13 protein-coding genes are annotated in these 18188 nt (G+C 72.3%); 4 read left to right on the forward strand and 9 right to left on the reverse strand.

Annotation, left to right across the window (positions count from 1 at the left end):
* Positions 1-48: 48 nt before the first annotated feature.
* A complete protein-coding gene (gene uvrA / locus ACGF1Z_RS06565) occupies positions 49-3045 on the reverse strand; it encodes an excinuclease ABC subunit UvrA (RefSeq protein WP_393000650.1) in 2997 nt (998 codons plus the stop codon).
* Between the two features lie 215 nt (positions 3046-3260).
* Between uvrA and ACGF1Z_RS06570 the strand changes: the two genes are divergently transcribed.
* Both ACGF1Z_RS06570 and ACGF1Z_RS06575 read left to right on the forward strand, forming a co-directional pair.
* The gene (locus ACGF1Z_RS06570; RefSeq protein ID WP_393000652.1) at positions 3261-3962 is read left to right on the forward strand and encodes a maleylpyruvate isomerase family mycothiol-dependent enzyme; all 702 of its coding nucleotides are present in this window, start codon (positions 3261-3263) and stop codon (positions 3960-3962) included.
* A gap of 127 nt (positions 3963-4089) precedes the next feature.
* Positions 4090-4746: an MBL fold metallo-hydrolase gene (locus tag ACGF1Z_RS06575; RefSeq protein WP_393000654.1), complete on the forward strand. Its 657-nt coding sequence runs from the start codon at positions 4090-4092 to the stop codon at positions 4744-4746.
* A gap of 157 nt (positions 4747-4903) precedes the next feature.
* Here the strand turns inward: ACGF1Z_RS06575 and ACGF1Z_RS06580 are convergent, their stop codons facing one another.
* The 5 genes from ACGF1Z_RS06580 to ACGF1Z_RS06600 all read right to left on the reverse strand — a co-directional run bounded on the left by ACGF1Z_RS06580 (position 4904) and on the right by ACGF1Z_RS06600 (position 11966).
* Positions 4904-5935: a TerC family protein gene (locus ACGF1Z_RS06580; protein ID WP_393000656.1), complete on the reverse strand. Its 1032-nt coding sequence runs from the start codon at positions 5933-5935 to the stop codon at positions 4904-4906.
* A gap of 218 nt (positions 5936-6153) precedes the next feature.
* Positions 6154-8076: a TerD family protein gene (locus ACGF1Z_RS06585; RefSeq protein WP_393000658.1), complete on the reverse strand. Its 1923-nt coding sequence runs from the start codon at positions 8074-8076 to the stop codon at positions 6154-6156.
* Positions 8077-8144: 68 nt separating this feature from the next.
* The gene (locus tag ACGF1Z_RS06590; protein ID WP_393000660.1) at positions 8145-8723 is read right to left on the reverse strand and encodes a TerD family protein; all 579 of its coding nucleotides are present in this window, start codon (positions 8721-8723) and stop codon (positions 8145-8147) included.
* Positions 8724-8852: 129 nt separating this feature from the next.
* Positions 8853-10985 (reverse strand): excinuclease ABC subunit UvrB, encoded by a 2133-nt coding sequence (gene uvrB, locus ACGF1Z_RS06595; RefSeq protein ID WP_393000662.1) that lies wholly within the window; start codon positions 10983-10985, stop codon positions 8853-8855.
* A gap of 69 nt (positions 10986-11054) precedes the next feature.
* Complete coding sequence (locus ACGF1Z_RS06600; RefSeq protein WP_393000664.1) at positions 11055-11966, reverse strand: MHYT domain-containing protein; 912 nt, start codon at positions 11964-11966, stop codon at positions 11055-11057.
* 155 nt (positions 11967-12121) lie between these two features.
* On the opposite strand from ACGF1Z_RS06600, the gene ACGF1Z_RS06605 reads away from it, so the two are divergent.
* A complete protein-coding gene (locus tag ACGF1Z_RS06605) occupies positions 12122-12685 on the forward strand; it encodes a methylated-DNA--[protein]-cysteine S-methyltransferase (protein WP_393000666.1) in 564 nt (187 codons plus the stop codon).
* A gap of 81 nt (positions 12686-12766) precedes the next feature.
* The gene (locus ACGF1Z_RS06610; RefSeq protein ID WP_393000668.1) at positions 12767-14059 is read left to right on the forward strand and encodes an MFS transporter; all 1293 of its coding nucleotides are present in this window, start codon (positions 12767-12769) and stop codon (positions 14057-14059) included.
* A 142-nt stretch (positions 14060-14201) separates the two neighbouring features.
* On the opposite strand, the gene ACGF1Z_RS06615 is transcribed toward ACGF1Z_RS06610, so the two are convergent.
* From ACGF1Z_RS06615 to ACGF1Z_RS06625, 3 genes are read right to left on the reverse strand one after another with little or no spacing between them, the layout of a single operon-like run.
* Positions 14202-15191: a hypothetical protein gene (locus tag ACGF1Z_RS06615; protein WP_393000670.1), complete on the reverse strand. Its 990-nt coding sequence runs from the start codon at positions 15189-15191 to the stop codon at positions 14202-14204.
* On the reverse strand, positions 15188-16798 hold the full coding sequence (locus ACGF1Z_RS06620; RefSeq protein ID WP_393000672.1) for an MFS transporter: 1611 nt from the start codon (positions 16796-16798) through the stop codon (positions 15188-15190). Before ACGF1Z_RS06620 ends, ACGF1Z_RS06615 begins: the two co-directional genes overlap by 4 nt.
* The gene (locus ACGF1Z_RS06625; RefSeq protein ID WP_393000674.1) at positions 16798-18165 is read right to left on the reverse strand and encodes a discoidin domain-containing protein; all 1368 of its coding nucleotides are present in this window, start codon (positions 18163-18165) and stop codon (positions 16798-16800) included. Before ACGF1Z_RS06625 ends, ACGF1Z_RS06620 begins: the two co-directional genes overlap by 1 nt.
* Between the last annotated feature and the right edge of the window lie 23 nt (positions 18166-18188).

The following is an 18188-nucleotide window of genomic DNA, read 5'->3' on the forward strand; positions in this document are numbered from 1 at the left end:
CATCCCGCGGCGGCGGGATGCCCTCCTCGGGGCCGGTGTCGACGTCCGTCAGGCCTTGCGGGCCCGGCTGGTCGTCTTCTTGGCGGCGGTCTTCTTCGCGGGCGCGGCCTTCTTGGCGGCCGTCGCCCTGGTGGCCGCCGTCTTCTTCGCCGGGGCCTTCCTGGCGCCGCGCGCGGCCGGGACCTGCGCGTCGCTGATGCGGTCGGCGCCCAGGATCTCGCGCAGGAACTTGCCGGTGTGGCTGGTCGGCACCGACGCGACCTCCTCGGGCGTGCCCTCGGCGACGACCAGGCCACCGCCGCTGCCGCCTTCGGGACCCATGTCGATGACCCAGTCCGCGGTCTTGATGACGTCCAGGTTGTGCTCGATGACGATCACCGAGTTGCCCTTGTCGACGAGGCCGGACAGGACCTTGATCAGCTTCGAGATGTCCTCGAAGTGGAGGCCCGTGGTCGGCTCGTCCAGGACGTAGACCGTGCGGCCCGTGGAGCGCTTCTGGAGCTCGGAGGCGAGCTTGACGCGCTGGGCCTCGCCGCCGGAGAGGGTCGGCGCGGACTGGCCGAGCCGGACGTAGCCGAGGCCGACCTCGTTGAGCGTGCGCAGGTGGCGGGCGATGGTCGGGACGGCCTCGAAGAAGTCCAGGGCCTCCTCGATCGGCATGTCCAGGACCTCGGCGATGGACTTGCCCTTGTAGTGGACCTCCAGGGTCTCCCGGTTGTACCGGTCGCCGTGGCAGACCTCGCACGGGACGTAGACGTCCGGGAGGAAGTTCATCTCGATCTTGATCGTGCCGTCGCCGGAGCAGTTCTCGCAGCGGCCGCCCTTGACGTTGAAGGAGAAGCGGCCGGGGAGGTAGCCGCGGACCTTCGCCTCCATGGTCTCCGCGAAGAGCTTGCGGACGTGGTCGAAGACGCCGGTGTACGTCGCCGGGTTCGAGCGCGGGGTGCGGCCGATGGGCGACTGGTCGACGTGCACGACCTTGTCGACGAGGTCGTCGCCGTCCACGCGCGTGTGCCGCCCGGGGACCGACTTGGCGCCGTTCAGCTCGCGCGCCAGGTGGGTGTAGAGGATGTCGTTGACGAGGGTCGACTTGCCCGAGCCGGAGACTCCGGTGACGGCGGTGAGGACGCCCAGCGGGAAGGAGACGTCGATGTCCTGCAGGTTGTTCTCACGGGCGCCGTGCACGGTCAGCCGGCGCCCCGGGTCCACGGGACGGCGGATGTCCGGGGTGTCGATGGCCTTGCGGCCCGACAGGTACTGCCCGGTCATCGACTCCTTGTTGGCCAGGAGCTCCTTCAAGGGGCCGGAGTGGACCACCTTGCCGCCGTGCTCGCCGGCGCCGGGGCCGATGTCGACGACCCAGTCCGCGACCTTGATGGTGTCCTCGTCGTGCTCGACCACGATGAGGGTGTTGCCCATGTCGCGCAGTCGCACCAGGGTCTCGATGAGCCGGTGGTTGTCGCGCTGGTGGAGGCCGATGGACGGCTCGTCGAGCACGTAGAGCACGCCGACCAGGCCGGAGCCGATCTGGGTGGCCAGCCGGATGCGCTGGGCCTCGCCGCCGGACAGGGTGCCGGCCGCGCGGTTGAGCGAGAGGTAGTCGAGGCCGACGTCGACGAGGAAGCGCAGCCGCTCGTTGACCTCCTTGAGGACGCGCTCGGCGATCTTCTTGTCGCGGGCGTTGAGGGTGAGCCGTCCGAGGAAGTCGGCGCAGTCGCTGATCGACATGGCGGATACCTCGGCGATGGACTTCTCCATCACGGTGACCGCGAGGACGATCGGCTTCAGGCGCGTGCCCTCACAGGTGGGGCAGGGCACCTCGCGCATGTACCCCTCGAAGCGCTCCCGGCTGGAGTCGCTCTCGGCCTCGCTGTGCCGCCGCTTCACGAAGGAGACGGCGCCCTCGAAGGCCGGGGTGGTGTAGGCGCGCTCGCGGCCGTACCGGTTGCGGTAACGGACCTCGACCTGGGTCTTGTGGCCGTACATCAGGGCCTTCTTGGCCCGCTGCGGCAGTCCGGCGTAGGGGATGTCGGTACGGAAGCCGAGGGCCTCGGAGAGGCCTCCGATCAGCCGGCCGAAGTACTCCTTGGTGTGCCCGTGCGACCAGGGGTGGATGGCCCCTTCGTCGAGGGACTTCTCCTCGTCGGGGACGACCAGCTCCGGGTCGACCTCCATGCGGGTGCCGATGCCGGTGCAGTCCGGGCAGGCACCGAAGGGCGAGTTGAAGGAGAAGGAGCGCGGCTCCAGCTCCTCGAAGGAGAGGTCGTCGTACGGGCAGTAGAGGTGCTCCGAGTACATCCGCTCGCGCTCGGGGTCGTCCTCGGCGAGGTCGACGAAGTCGAGCACGACCATGCCGCCGGAGAGGCCGAGCGCGGTCTCGACGGAGTCGGTGAGGCGGCGCTTGGCGCCGTCCTTCACGGTGAGGCGGTCGATGACCACCTCGATCGTGTGCTTCTCCTGCTTCTTCAGCGTCGGCGGCTCGCTGAGCTGGATCGTCGTCCCGTCGACCCGGGCGCGGCTGTAGCCCTTGGTCTGGAGGTCGGCGAAGAGGTCGACGAACTCGCCCTTGCGCTCGCGCACCAGCGGGGACAGGACCTGGAAGCGGCTGCCCTCGGGCAGCTCCAGGACCTTGTCGACGATGGCCTGCGGCGACTGGCGGGAGATCGGCCGGCGGCACTCGGGACAGTGCGGCTTGCCGATGCGCGCGAAGAGCAGGCGGAGGTAGTCGTAGACCTCGGTGATCGTGCCGACCGTCGAGCGCGGATTGCGCGAGGTCGACTTCTGGTCGATGGAGACCGCGGGCGACAGACCTTCGATGAAGTCGACGTCCGGCTTGTCCATCTGGCCGAGGAACTGCCGGGCGTAGGAGGAGAGCGACTCGACGTACCGGCGCTGCCCCTCGGCGAAGATCGTGTCGAACGCGAGGGACGACTTGCCCGACCCGGAGAGCCCGGTGAAGACGATGAGCGAGTCACGGGGCAGGTCGAGCGAGACGTTCTTGAGGTTGTGCTCGCGAGCGCCACGAACGATGAGACGGTCGGTCACGCCGGTCCGCACCTTTCTTGAGAGAGCGGATGTGCCTGAACACCCAACAACCCAGGATGCCGGATGCTTCCATCGAGCCTATAGCACGCACATTCGATTTCCGGCCGTTCGTCGCCTGCTTCACCCGAACGAGTGGCCCGCCCCGGCACTGCCTCCCTGGTCGGAGCTCCGGAACCGCTGGCCGGACCGCCCCCGCACCCCCTAGGGTCAGCGCCATGATCGACCATGCGTCTGACATCGCCGCCGTGCGCGCGGCGACCGACCGTCTGCTCTCCGCGGCCGCCTCCCTGGACAACGCGGCGCTGGCCGAGCCGTCACGGCTTCCGGGCTGGACCCGCGGTCACGTCCTGGCCCACTTGTCCCGCAACGCCGACGCCCTCGTGAACGTCCTCCGGGGCCTGCCGATGTACAAGGACGCCGAGACCCGTGACGCGGACATCGAGCGGGACGCCGGCCGGCCCCTCGACGTCCAGCTCGCCGACCTGCGCGCGACCGCCGACCGCTTCGAGGAGGTGTGCCGCGAGCCCGCCGACTGGGAGCGCACCGTGGAGCTGCGCAACGGCGTCACCGACCGGGCCGCCCGGGTGCCGTTCCGCCGCTGGGTCGAGGTGGACCTGCACCACGTGGACCTGGACGCCGGCTACGACCTGGCCGACCTCCCCGAGGAGTTCCTCCTGCGGGAGATCGGGTTCCTCGCCGACCGCTGGTCCGGCCGCCCCGAGGTGCCCCCGGTGACCCTGCGCCTCGGCTTCGACGAGGGCGACCCCACCTGGCGGACCGGCGGCGCCGAGGGCACGCCGGTGGTCCTGGGCGGCACGGCCGCCGAACTCCTCGGCTGGCTGTCCGGCCGCGGCGACAAGGGCGCCCACCTCGCCGTCCTGTCCGGCGACGGCCTTCCCGATCTCCCTCCGCTCTAGCCCCTGCCGGCCCCCGGGCCGGCCGTGGCCGGCGGCCGTGGCCCGCGGTCCGGGCCGGCTCGGGGGCGCCGCGGGCCCGGCCCGATCCGGGAGACACGGCCCGGCCGCCCGGGGCTAGGCTGAGGCCATGACGTACAGCGGAGTGGTGAAGGTCGGCGGGCCCGCCGACGTGCACGAGCTGACCGACCTGATGATCTCGAAGGTCGCGGTCGGCCCGATGGACAACAACGCGTACCTGCTGCGCTGCCGGGCCACCGGCGAGCAGCTGCTGATCGACGCGGCGAACGACGCCGGCACCCTCCTCACGCTGATCGGTGACGACGGCATCGCGTCCGTCGTCACCACCCACCGCCACGGTGACCACTGGCAGGCCCTGGCCGAGGTCGCCGAGGCGACGGACGCCACGACGTACGCGGGGCGGTACGACGCCGAGGGCATCCCCGTCCGGACCGACGTCCCCGTCGAGGACGGCGACACGATCACGGTCGGCCGGGTCGAGCTCACCGCCCGCCGGCTCGTGGGGCACACCCCGGGCTCGATCGCGCTGATCTACGACGACCCGCACGGACACCCCCACGTCTTCACCGGCGACTGCCTGTTCCCCGGCGGCGTCGGCAACACGTGGAAGGACCCGGAGGCCTTCGCGAGCCTGATCCACGACGTGGAGACCAAGCTCTTCGCCGTGCTGCCGGACGAGACCTGGATCTACCCGGGCCACGGCAAGGACACCACGCTCGGTGACGAGCGCCCGCACCTCGCGGCGTGGCACGAGCGCGGCTGGTGACCTCCGCGCGCGGGCGATGACCCCGGCGCCTCCGAGCGCCCCCGCAACCGGGGTGACGGACGGGTGGTCGGCGCGGCATGACGGAGCCGGAGCCGGCATGGCGAAGGGCCGGTGCGGGCGGCTGTCTGCCGCCCGCACCGGCCCTCGCGGCCGGGGGTCAGGCCCCGACGCTGTCCTTCTCGGGCTCGCCGGTCTCGCCGCTCCGCGCGGCCCCGGCGGACTCCGCGGCTTCCGCCGCCTCGCGCTGGGCCTGCTTCTTCGACGCGATGAGACTGGTGATCGTGGTGATGATCAGGACACCGCAGATGACGGCCAGCGAGAACGGGATGGAGATCTCGGGCACGTGCACCCCGGACTCGTGCAGGGCGTGCAGGACCAGCTTCACGCCGATGAAGCCGAGGATCACCGACAGGCCGTAGCTCAGGTGGACCAGCTTCTTCAGCAGGCCGCCGATGAGGAAGTACAGCTGCCGCAGACCCATCAGGGCGAAGGCGTTGGCGGTGAAGACGATGTACGGGTCCTGCGTGAGGCCGAAGATCGCCGGGATGGAGTCGAGGGCGAACAGCACGTCGGTGGTGCCGATCGCGAGCATGACGACCATCAGGGGGGTCAGCACGCGCTTGCCGTTGTTACGGATGAAGAGCTTCGTGCCGTGGTAGCGGTCGGCCACCCCGAACTTCTTCTCGATGGACCGGAGAAGGCGGTTCTCCTCGAACTCGTCCTCCTCCTCGTCCGAGCGCGCCTCCTGGATGAGCTTCCAGGCGGTGTAGATCAGGAACGCGCCGAAGAGGTAGAAGACCCACGAGAAGCTCGCGATGATGGCGGCGCCGGCGGCGATGAAGATCGCGCGGAGCACCAGGGCGATGAGCACACCCACGAGCAGCACGCGCTGCTGGAGGTGGGAGGGCACCGAGAACTTCGCCATGATCAGGACGAAGACGAAGAGATTGTCGACACTGAGCGACTTCTCGGTGATGAATCCGGCGAAGAACTCGCCCGAGGCCTGGCTGCTGCCGAAGACCAACAGGCCCAGTCCGAACAGCACGGCCAGAACGATCCAGACCACGGTCCAGATGCCGGCTTCCTTGACCGACACGTCATGGGGCTTGCGCCCGATGAAGAAGTCGGCCGCGATCAGGGCGCCCAGACCGAGAATGGTCAGCACCCACAGGGTCACAGAAACGTCCACTGCGCCTCCGGCGTCGTACGGCTGAAGATCAGCCTCGTCGTTGCCGGAGGTCTCTTCCACCCGGGAGGGTCCGGGCCGACGCCCCGGGATCAGGTGTCTGACCTGTCCGTATTGACGGGTACGCCGCGTATAGGGAGTACTCCCCTCCGCACCAAGAACACTACCCGAAGAACCAAGAAAAGGTAAAGAGATAGGTAAAGCGAGGCCAAAACCGCAGGTCAGTGGCGATACGGTCGCCCTGGCCCGCGGGCCTCGGCCAGTCGCGCGAGCACCTGTCCCAGCACGCCGCTCCCCGCCGGGAAGGCCGGCGGCTCGTACGTCCAGGCGTGGCCGACCCACGGATCCGCGAGGTGGTCGTCGGGCACCGGGGTGAGCCGCATGAGGGAACGCCACAGCGGGTCGAGCACCGGCCCGTAGGCCGACGCGTCCTCCCGGTCGGCGACCATCAGCAGATGGGTGCCCACCGCCGGCCCCTCGTCGGCGAGGTAGCGCAGCTGGTTGACCGAGCGGTCGTCGAAGCCGTGCGGGAAGTCGTGCACGATCAGCAGTTCCTCGGCCGTGTCCAGACCCGGCGGGAGGTCCTCGGACGCACCGGCCCGCAGCGCCATCTGCAGCAGGTCGACCCGCTCGGTGACCTGGGCGAGGACGGCCGAGACCCCGGCTGCTCCGGCGGCGGGCGGCGCCACGAGGACGCCCGCCTCGACCAGCGGGGCGAACGCGGCGGCGCCCGCGCCGGCCGCGTCGACGACCCGCACCCGGAAGGTGTCCACCGGGTGCGCGGCGAGCAGCCGCACCGCGTGGGCGACGGCGCTGTCCAGCGCCAGTCGGCGCAGCTCGGCGTCGTCGAGCAGTCCGGCGGCCTCGGAGTGGCCGCGCCCGGAGTCCACCCACAGGCCCCTGCTCAGCGGCAGCCGGGCCAGGAAGGGAATGCGCAGCCCGGTGCGCTCGGGCAGGTGGAGATCGCCGAGCCGGACCGCCATCGGCGCCTCCGTGGGCACCCGGTAGGCCTGCCAGACGGGGTTGTCCCAGCGGGCGTAGGCGGGAGGCAGCGCGGGCTCGACCACCTCGGACTCGGCCGCGAGCTGCGCGAGGTCGCGGTCCAGGGCCTCCTGGGCCCGGGCGGTGAGCTCGTCGTGCCTGGCCCTCGCCTCGGCCCGGGCGGCGTCGCCGGCCCCGCCGATCCTGCTGCGCGGGTCCGAGAGGACCCGGTCGAGCTCCTGGTCGAGCCGGGACTCGGCGAACTGGCAGGCGCTGCGATAGGCGGCGGCGCTGCGGGCCAGGTCCTCGAACATGCCCCACACCTGGTTGTAGAGCCGCTCGTCCATCGACCAGCCGGTGGCGTCCCCGGCGACGGGTGCCGGGTACGCGGCGGGGGCGGGGTCCTGTGCCGGCGGCGGAGCGGCGGCGGGGGCCGGGCGGCGGCTCGGGTGGGTGTAGTCGATGGGCCCGCCGGCGGAAGCCGTGGGCGGGGTCGGCCCGGGCTGGGCCGCGGCTGTGGGCTGCACCGGGGCCGCCGGCCGGGCCGGGGCGGGCCGGCGGGCGCGGTCGGTGTCGGGGACCTTCGGCGGCGGCGTGGCGACCGAGCGGGCCAGGCCCCGGGCGACGGCGTCCAGGACGGAGCCGGCCAGCTCGGCGGGCCGGTCGAGGCCCTGGTCGGCGAGGAGCGCCGCGAGCCCGCCCTCGTAGCCCTGGCCGACGGCCCGGACCTTCCACGCGCCCTGACGGCGGTAGAGCTCCAGGGCGATCAGTGCGGACTCCCGGTCCAGGCCGGTGATCGTGTAGCTCGCTATGCCGGCGCCGTCGGTCCCGGTGACGGTGACGACGGGCGCGTCGGAGGTCCCGAAGCGGGTGGGGCCGTCCACACCGACGGGCAGCGCGAGGAGGACGGAGACGCGGTGGACGGTCTCCCGCACCGCTTCCAGGTCGACGGCGAGCCGGTGCTCGGTGGCGGCCTGCCGGGACACCTCCACACCCGGCAGCGCGGCGGCTCCGGGGTGGGCGAAGGCCTCGGCGCCCGCGATCCGGCCCTGCTCGTCGCCCAGGGTGGCCGCGGCGACGACCGGATGACCGGCCGAGACCCGGATCTCCAGGCGGGTGTGGGGCAGGGGGCGGTTCTGCCCCCGGACCAGCTCGGCGGTCATCTGCTCCGTCTCTCCGTACGCGTTCCTGTGCTGAACGGGCCCGCTCCGGGCCCCCGTTCCGGGTCCTGCTAGAGGACCGGGAGGATCGACGGCATGAGGTCCTGGAAGGTGCGCCCGTTGGCCGGGTTGCCCAGGGCCGTCATCTGCCAGCCGGCGCCGGCCCGGTGCACCTTGGCCATGATCTGGGCCGTGTACTGACCGCCGCCGTCCAGGGTGTAGCGGGCGAGCTCCTGGCCGTTGGTCTCGTCCACGAGACGGCAGAACGCGTTCTGCACCTCCTGGAAGGTCTGGCCGGTGAAGGAGTTCACCGTGAACACGATCTGGGTGATGTGGACGGGGATCCGCTGGAGGTCCACCAGGATCGACTCGTCGTCACCACCCTGGCCCGCGCCGCCGACCAGGTTGTCGCCGGTGTGGCGGACGGAGCCGTCGTCGCTGACGAGGTGGCGGAAGAAGACCACGTCGACCGGCTGCTTGTCGGCGAAGAGGACGGCGGAGGCGTCCAGGTCGATCTCACGGGTGCGCGAGCCGAACAGGCCGCGGCGGGGCGCCGCCTGCCATCCGAGACCCATCCGCACGGAGGTCAGGCTCCCCCCGTCCTTCTTCTCCAGGCTGATGGCCTGCCCCTTGGTCATGTTGACCGTCACGCGCTGCCCCTCTCATCGGTGTGAGCAGCACCCTACGCAGGGGCACTGACAACCTGCCCGGACAGGCCCGGTTTTGTGTCGTTCTTGCAACACACCGGGCCGGTCCGCGCGGGGCGTGGGGTGGGCGGGTCAGGCGAGCCCGGCCTCCTTCATCTGGCGCAGTTCCTTCTTCAGCTCCGACACCTCGTCGCGGAGCCGGGCGGCGACCTCGAACTGCAGCTCGGCGGCGGCGGCCTTCATCCGGTCGGTCATCTCCTCGATGATCCCGGCCAGTTCGGTCGCCGGGCGGTCGCCCAGCTCGACGGTCGCCCCCGTCTTCCTGCCCTTGCCCTTCGGCGCGTGGGCGGCGAGCGAGGGGACCGGGGACTTGGCGCCCTTGCCGTCCTTGCCCTGGCGGTAGCCGGTCCCGAGCAGTTCCTCGGTGTCGACCTCCTCGCGCGCGATGGTCGCGACGATGTCGTTGATCTTCTTGCGCAGCGGCTGCGGGTCGATGCCGTGGGCCGTGTTGTAGGCGACCTGCTTCTCACGGCGCCGGTTGGTCTCGTCGATGGCCTGCGCCATCGCCGGGGTGACGGTGTCCGCGTACATGTGGACCTGGCCGGACACGTTGCGCGCGGCGCGGCCGATGGTCTGGATGAGCGAGGTGCCGGAGCGCAGGAAGCCCTGCTTGTCGGCGTCGAGGATGGCGACCAGGGAGACCTCGGGCAGGTCGAGGCCCTCACGGAGCAGGTTGATGCCGACCAGGACGTCGTACTCGCCGGCCCGCAGCTCGCGCAGCAGCTCGATGCGGCGCAGGGTGTCGACGTCGCTGTGCAGATAGCGCACCTGGATGCCCAGTTCGAGGAAGTAGTCGGTGAGGTCCTCGGCCATCTTCTTGGTGAGCGTGGTGACGAGGACCCGCTCGTCCCGCTCGGTGCGCAGCCGGATCTCGTGCACCAGGTCGTCGATCTGGCCCTCGGTGGGCTTGACGACGACCTCGGGGTCGACGAGGCCGGTCGGACGGATGATCTGCTCCACGAAGCCGTCCGAGCGGGACAGCTCGTAGGTGCCGGGAGTGGCGGACAGATAGACGGTCTGGCCGATCCGCTTCTGGAACTCCTCCCACTTCAGCGGGCGGTTGTCGAGCGCCGAGGGAAGCCGGAAGCCGTGGTCGACGAGGGTGCGCTTGCGGGAGGCGTCGCCCTCGTACATGGCGCCGATCTGCGGGACGGTGACGTGCGACTCGTCGATGACGAGCAGGAAGTCCTCGGGGAAGTAGTCGAGGAGGGTGTTCGGCGGGGAGCCCGGCTCGCGTCCGTCGAAGTGCATCGAGTAGTTCTCGATGCCGGAGCAGGAGCCGATCTGGCGCATCATCTCAATGTCGTAGGTGGTCCGCATGCGCAGCCGCTGGGCCTCTAGCATCTTGCCCTGCTTCTCGAGCTCCTTGAGCCGCTGCTCCAGCTCGCGCTCGATGTCGTTGACGGCCCGCTCCATGCGCTCGGGGCCGGCGACGTAGTGGCTGGCGGGGAAGATGTACAGCTGGCGGTCGTCGCTGATGACCTCGCCGGTCAGCGGGTGGAGGGTGGAGAGCGCCTCGATCTCGTCGCCGAACATCTCGATGCGGACGGCGAGCTCCTCGTAGACCGGGAAGATCTCGATGGTGTCGCCGCGGACCCGGAAGGTGCCCCGGGTGAACGCCACGTCGTTGCGCGTGTACTGGATGTCGACGAAGCGGCGCAGCAGCTGGTCGCGGTCGATCTCGTCGCCCACCTTGAGGGTGACCATGCGGTCCACGTACTCCTGCGGCGTGCCGAGACCGTAGATGCAGGAGACGGACGCGACCACGATCACGTCGCGGCGGGTCAGCAGCGAGTTGGTCGCCGAGTGGCGCAGCCGCTCGACCTCCTCGTTGATGGAGGAGTCCTTCTCGATGTAGGTGTCCGACTGCGGGACGTACGCCTCGGGCTGGTAGTAGTCGTAGTACGAGACGAAGTACTCGACCGCGTTGTTCGGCAGGAGCTCGCGGAACTCGTTCGCCAGCTGGGCGGCAAGGGTCTTGTTCGGCGCCATGACCAGGGTGGGGCGCTGGAGCTGCTCGATCATCCAGGCCGTGGTCGCCGACTTGCCGGTGCCGGTGGCGCCGAGCAGCACCACGTCCTTCTCGCCGGCGCGGATGCGGCGGTCGAGCTCGGCGATGGCCGCCGGCTGGTCGCCGCTGGGCTGGTAGGGACTGACGACCTCGAAGGGCGCCACCGTACGTTCGATGTGGGAAACGGGCCGCATGCACCCACCGTACGGCCCGCCACTGACAGCCGGAGGGTGATGGGCCCGGCGCCGGGTCCGCCGGCCGGCTCACCAGTCCTGGGAGCGGTACGCGTCGCGGTGGGCGGCCCTGCGGCCGGCGCGGGCCGCGGGCCGGGCGGAGGACCAGTTCGCGGGCTCCCCGTAGGCCGGGGCACGGCGCGGAGCGGGCACGCCGGGGGCGCCGTGGCGGTAGCCGCCGCGGACGCTGGGCTTCTGCCAGTCGGGCTCGCCCATGACCAGCAGCGGGTCGAACATGACCACGACGGCGGCGAGCAGCAGGAAGACGCCCGGTCCGACCAGCATCGGCAGCAGCAGCGAGGTGGCGCTGTCGCCGGTACCCGTGGCGGCGGCCGGGCCGTGCAGTTCGACGTCGACGGCCGCCATGGCCGTGTAGTGCATGCCGCTGACCGCGAGGCCCATCACCATGCTCGCGCCGAGGCTGGCCAGGAAGCCGTGGACGGAGACGGCGGCCCACAGGGCGGTGGTGGCGGCCACGACGGCGATGACGACGGACAGGGCGACGGTGAGGGTGTCGTACTCGATCTGCCCGTGCAGGCGCATCCCGGCCATGCCCAGGTAGTGCATGGTCGCGACGCCGAGGCCGGTGATGGTGCCGCCGGTGACCAGGGTGAGCGCGGTCGCGCCGCGGTATCCGACGATGAAGATGCCGATGCCGACCATGACGACGGCGACGCCCAGGCTGGCGAAGGTGATGGGCCGGTCGTAGGTGATCGGGGCCTGGCGGACGGAGAAGCCCATCATGGCGATGAAGTGCATGGTCCAGATGCCGGTGCCGATGGAGGTGGCGCCGAGGGCGAGCCAGCCCGCCTTGAAGGTGTCGTCATGGCGCAGTGATCTGGTGGTGCAGCGCAGACCCAGCGCCCCGCCCAGGCAGGCCATGAGGAAGGCCGCCACCGGCGTGACGAGTCCGTAGCTGAATCCGTCGACCGTGCCCTGCATGAGCGTCTGTCCTCCACCCCTGGTGCAACGTCGTCCGAAAACAGTCGGTACCGCTGAGTAGTGCTACCGGATTATGGCGCCCGGCGCGGCCCTCCGGCCATGGGGTCCGGGAATTGGTCCGCCGGGTTGTCGGTGCCGGGTCGTACGGTGACGGCATGGAGCATGAGAAGCCGGGGACGCAGCGGCCGGCGGGCCGGGTGGAGTGGGCGGTGGTGCCCAGTGTCATCGGGCCGCTGCTGCTCGCCGCGACCGACCGGGGTCTGGTGAGCGTGGTCTTCCACGCCGACGAGCGGGTGCGGCAGCGGGCGCTGGAGCGGCTGGCCGCGGCGCTCGGCGGGGAGCTCGTGGAGAGCGCTTCGGGCCGGCTCGCCGAGCCGATCAGGCAGCTCGCGGCGTATTTCGACGGGGGGCTGCGGAGCTTCGACGTCAAGCTGGACTGGACGCTGGTGACCGGATTCCACCGTCAGGTGCTGCGGGAGCTGGCGGACGGCGTCCCGTACGGCTCGGTGGTGGGGTACGGCGACCTGGCCCGCCGCGTCGGGCAGCCCGCGGCCGCGCAGGCGGTGGGCGCGGCGATGGGGTCGAATCCGCTGCCCCTGGTGGTGCCCTGCCACCGGGTGGTGGGGAGCGACGGCGGGATCGGCGGCTTCGGCGGCGGCCTGGAGACGAAGCGGCGGCTCCTGGCCCTGGAGGGGGTCCTGCCGGAACCGCTGTTCTGATCCCGTGCGGGGCGGGCCGGCGGAGCGGACGTGTGCGGTCGGGACGTTCCCACCTGCGGGGACGGCTGGCACTATGCGTCAGTGACCCACACGCCCGACGCTCCTGACGCTCTCCTGTCGACCGCGATATCCGCCCCGGTCTCCCCCGAGGCGCTGCCGGCCCTGCGCCGCCGCATCCAGGCGGTGCTGATCGCCACCCAGATCCTCGGCGGCCTCGGCATCGCCATCGGCATCGCGCTCGCCGCGGTCCTCGCCAAGGAGGTCAGCGGTACGGAGGCGCTGTCGGGCCTGGCGTCCACGGCCGCCGTGGCGGGACCGGCGCTGCTCGCGATGCCGCTGGCCTCCCTGATGACCCGCCGCGGCCGGCGCGCCGGACTCGTGCTCGCCTATCTCGTGGGCGCCCTCGGCGCGGGGGTCGTCGTCCTCGGCGCGGTCCTCGGCAGTTTCCCGCTGCTCCTGGTCGGCCTCGTCGGCTTCGGCGCCGGTTCCTCGGCCAATCTCGCCGCCCGGTTCGCCGCCGCGGACCTCGCCGAGCCGGACCGCCGGGCCCGGGCGATCTCCACGGTGGTCTGGGCCACCACCATCGGCGCCGTCCTCGGCCCCAACGTGGCCGCCCCGGCCGGCGAGAGCGTGTCCGGTCTCGGCATCCCGGCGGCGGCCGGGCCCTTCGTCTGGGCGTCCGGGGTGTTCGTGGTCTCCGCCGTCATGGTGTCCCTGCTGCTGCGGCCCGACCCGCTGCTCACCGCCCGGGAGCTGGCCGGCCCCGAGGAGGCCACCGCGGCCGACGGGCGCTCCTTGAAGGCCGGCATGCGGGCGGTACGGGACTCCTCCCGCGCGCGGCTCGCCCTGGTGACGGTGGCCGGCTCGCACACCGCGATGGTCTCGATCATGTCGATGACCCCGGTCGCGCTCAGCCACCACGGCGCGGGCATCCGGCTGATCGGCCTGGTGATCAGCGGCCACATCGCCGGCATGTACGCCTTCTCGCCCGTCATGGGCTGGCTCTCCGACCGCCTGGGGCGGCTCACCGTCATCGGGCTTGCGGTGGCCCTGATCTCCCTGGCGGCCCTGCTCGCCGGCACGGCCGGAGCGAGCCACGGGCAGGTCGCCCTCGGCCTCTTCGTCCTGGGCCTCGGCTGGTCGGCCGGGCTGGTCTCCGGCTCGGCCCTCCTCACCGACTCGGTCCCGACCGCGGCCAGGGCCGCCGTCCAGGGCCTCTCGGACTTCATCATGAACACCTCGGCCGGCATCGGCGGCCTCGCGGCCGGCCTGATCGTCTCCCAGGCGGGATACGGCTGGCTGAACGTGGTCGGGGCCTGCCTGCTGCTCCCGATGACCCTGCTGGCGGTGCGGGGCGCGGTACGGCGGGCCTGAGCTCCGGGTCCGGGCCTGGAGTCCGGGGTCCGGTCCGGGCCTGGAGTCCGGGGTCCGGGGTCCCGGGAATTCCGTGCCCCGGGCCCGGGGATTCCGGGCCCGGGATTCGAGGCCGGCCCGGATCGCCTCACCGTGGCACCCCTCACCGTGGCACCACCGGGGACGTCGCCCCCGCCGCCACTCGGCGCGGGGCTCCCGTGCCGTCGGCCGGCACGCTCCACACCGCCCCCTCGTACGCGTACGCCACGGTGCCGGGGCCGGTCCACGCCGCCTGGTCGTCGACGGAGCGCGCCTCGGCGAGCGGGTGCTCGCGCAGGGTGGAGAGGTCGAGGACGTGAAGGCGCCAGGGGGCGCGGGGATCGGTGGAGACCTTCTTCTTGTACGCGATGCGGGTGCCGTCCGGCGACAGCGACGGGCACTCGACGTTCTCCTTCAGCGCCCGCGCCGTCCACTTCCTCAGGTCGCCCTCGACCAGGTACGTACGCCCCTGGGTGGCGACCGTGGCGTAGAAGCGGTTGTCGTCGCGGCCGAAGGTGACGCCCCAGTAGTTGACGTCCGGGGCGTGGTGGCGGCGCCCGTCCAGGGTGAGCGGGATCTGCTCGATGCTCTTGATCAGGTAGCCGGTGCGCAGGTCGAGAATCGAGGTCCGGGTGGAGAAGGCCGAGGTGGCGTAGGAGTCGCCGCTCGCGAAGGTGGTCCACGCGAGCACCCGGCCCGAGGCGGAGACCCGGGCCCGGTTGGGGATCCCCGGCAGGCTCATCCTGCGCAGTTCGCGCAGCTTCCGGTCGAGGACGAGGACGTACGACCGGGTCGGCACCCCGGGCCGCAGTTGCAGGCAGAGCGCGGTGTCCCCGGCCGCGTGGAAGCGGTCGCAGCGGGGCCCGAGCGCGACCCGTCCTCCGGGCGCGCCGGGCTCCTGGCGGGCCACCCGACCGGTGGCGGTGTCGCGGAACCAGAGCGCGCCCGGGGAGCCGCCGTCGAGGGTGAAACCGGTGTCGGCGGCCACTCCTGCGGTGTCGTGGCGGCCTGCGGCGGCGCTCAGCGTGTACGCGGTGGCCCCGCCCGCGAGGAGCAGGACCCCGAGGACCAGCGCCCAGAGGCGGCGCCGGCCGGGGGCGGTGACTGCGGTCATGCGGAGGACTCCTTCTGCGAGGCGGATCCGGGAGCCGGCCCGGAACCCGAGATCGGCCCGGGTCCCCTGACCGGTTCGGAAAGCGGGCCCGGCCCGGGTCCGGAGGCCGACCCCGGATCCGGGTGCGTCCCGGGTCCGGGGACCGGCCCGGAGCCGGAGGTCGGCCCGAAGCCGGAGGCCGTCCCCGGATCCGGGCCCGGCCCGGAGCCGGAGGTCGGCCCGGAGCCGGAGGTCGGCCCGGGGTCCGGAACCGGCCCGGAGCCGGAGACCGGCCCGGGGTCCGGAACCGGCCCGGAGCCGGAGGACGACGAGGAACCCGAAGGCGGCTCGGACCCTCCGGAGACGTCCGACTCCGCAGGCGGCCGCCCGGATCCGGGTGTCCGCCCGGCCGGCAGCAGGCGGCTCGCGCCGCACAGGGCCGCCGTGAGACCGGTGAGGGCGAGGAGGAGCGCGGTCCTGGGCCCCCACAGGGTCCAGGCGGCACCGAAACCGGCCGCGGCGCCCACCTTGGCGAGGGCCTGCGCGGTCTGGACGAGCGCGAGTCCGCTCGCCCGGCGCCCGGGCAGCAGGAGCGGTCCGGTGAGTGCCATCAGGACTCCGTCGGTGGCGGCGTAGAAGACCCCGAGCAGGAGGGGGACGCCGACGAGGAGCACCGCCCCGGGCACGGGGGCCAGGAGCAGGCCGAGGGCGAGGAGCAGGGCCCCGTGCCCGTAGAGGAAGGGGCGGCGGCGCCCGACGCGGTCGGCGAGCCGTCCGGCCGGCACGGCGAGCAGCAGGTACGCGCCGGCGGCGCCGAGCGGCAGGAAGGGGAACCAGGTGACCGCAAGGTCGGTGCGCTGCTGGAGGAGCAGATAGAGGAACGCGTCGCCGACGGTGGCCGCGCCGAGGAGCGCCGCGCCGAGCACGACCCGGCGCACGGCGGGCAGCCGGAGCGGGGCGGCGAGGTCGCGCACCCGGTGCGTGGTGCCGCCGACCGGCGTGCGCCGTCCGCCGGGGACGAGGACGACGAGGAGCAGCACCCCGAGCAGCCCGGTGCAGAAGCTGACCACGAAGACGGCGTCGTAGGCGTCGGCGGTGGCCCACAGGAGGGCGAAGGCGGCCAGCGGGCCGAGGAGGGCGCCGGTGGTGTCCATGGCGCGGTGCACGCCGAAGGCGCGGCCGAGGCCGTCGGGCGGGCTGTCGAGGGTGATCAGGGCGTCGCGCGGGGCGGTGCGGATGCCCTTGCCGAGCCGGTCGGCGGCGAGGGCGACGGCGATCCCTCCGGTCGCGCCGCCGGCGAGGAGCAGCCCGAGCCGGGAGCAGGCGGAGAGCGCGTAGCCGGTCCCGGCGACCGCCTTGTGGTGGCCGCCGCGGTCGGCGGCGTGGCCGCCGACGAGCCGGACGAGGGCGGTGGCGCCGGTGAAGAGCCCGTCCAGGAAGCCGAACTGGAGCGGGGTGAGACCGAGGCCGACGACCAGGTAGAGCGGCAGGACGGCGGTGACCATCTCGGAGGAGACGTCGGTGACGAGGCTGACGGTGCCGAGGGCGAGGACGGTGGCGGAGACGCGCCGCCGCGCCCCGGTGGGGGCGGGCGGCGCTTCCCGGCGACCGGTGGTCGCGAGGTACATCAGTGGCAGGTGTAGGTCGGGCCGGTGTCCTTGACCTGGCCGTCGGTGCCGACGTACTGCCAGGTGTAGGTGGTGTCGGTGAGGTCCAGCTTCAGCACGCCGTAGGGGCCGCTGATCCGCTTCTGGCTGTTGGGCTGGACGGTCTCGATGGGGTACGGCTCGGCGCCGCCCATGCCGCCGACGATCTCGACGATGCCGTCGGCGGTGGCCCGGCCGTCGGGGTCCTGCGGGGCGAAGCGCTCGTAGTGGTGGTCGTGCCCGTTGAGGACCAGGTCGGCCTTGGCGGCGTAGAGGATCTGCCAGACGGGCCTGGAGACGGGGTCGTTGCCGTGGCCGCCGGAGGAGTAGAGGGGGTGGTGGAAGTAGGCGGCGACGCAGCCCTTGGTGGTGCGGGCGAGGTCGTCCTTGAGCCACTGGATCTGGGCGGGGTCGTCGAAGGAGTTCGAGTCGAGGGCGAGGAAGTGCCAGTTGCCCTCGTCGTAGCTGTAGTAGGGCTTGCCCTGGGGGTAGGCGATCGCGCCGAAGTACGCCTTGTAGCCCGCGAGCGGGCCGGCCGGGTCGTACGTCTCGTGGTTGCCGGGGACGGGCCGGGTCTTGGCCTTGAAGGCGCCCCAGGTCTTGTCGTAGTAGTTCCGGTAGTCGGACAGCCGGGCGTCGTCGTACTGGTTGTCACCCATCGTCAGGTAGAACTTCGGGGCGATCCGCTGGGCCTGCGCCGCCGTCTTGGGGTGGGCGCAGGAGCTGCTGGAGGCGGTGCACTGCGCGGCGATGTCACCGGCGGCGACGACGCTGAAGGCGCCCGTGGTGGGCGGCGGGGTCGTGGGCGGCGGCGTGGTGGGCGGGGTGGTGCCGTCGGGCGTCCCGTAGACCTCCATCTCGTAGAGGGAGTAGCCGTACGAGGTGCCGCGGGCGGTGCCGTAGACGCGGACGTAGCGTCCCTTGCCGCCGAGTCCGGTCCAGTCGTCCGTGCCGCCGTTGCCGGCGGTCTCGGTGGCGAGCGTGGTCCAGGTGGCGCCGTCGGCGGAGATCTGGACGCGGTAGGCCTTGCCGTAGGCGGCCTCCCACGAGAGCCGGACGCGGGAGACGGCGGCGGTCGCGCCGAGGTCGACGCGCAGCCACTGGGGGTCGGAGCCCTCGGCGCTGGCCCACCGGGTGGCGGGGTCGCCGTCGAAGGCCTTGGCGGGGGTGAGGGTGGCGTCCTCGTCGGAGGACGAGGTGGCCGCCTTGCCGCGGGAGAGGAGCTGGTCCGCCGCGTCGGCGTGGCCGGTGGAGGCGAGGACGAGGCCGCCGGTGACGAGCAGGACGGCGGCGAGGAGCAGGGACAGGGTGGTGGTGCGGCGCGGTGGGGCGGAGGCGTGCGGGTGCATACCTGTGACTCCCTTGCCTGGGA

The organism is Streptomyces sp. NPDC048018, from assembly GCF_043202995.1.
In the GTDB taxonomy this organism is placed as follows: Bacteria; Actinomycetota; Actinomycetes; order Streptomycetales; family Streptomycetaceae; genus Streptomyces.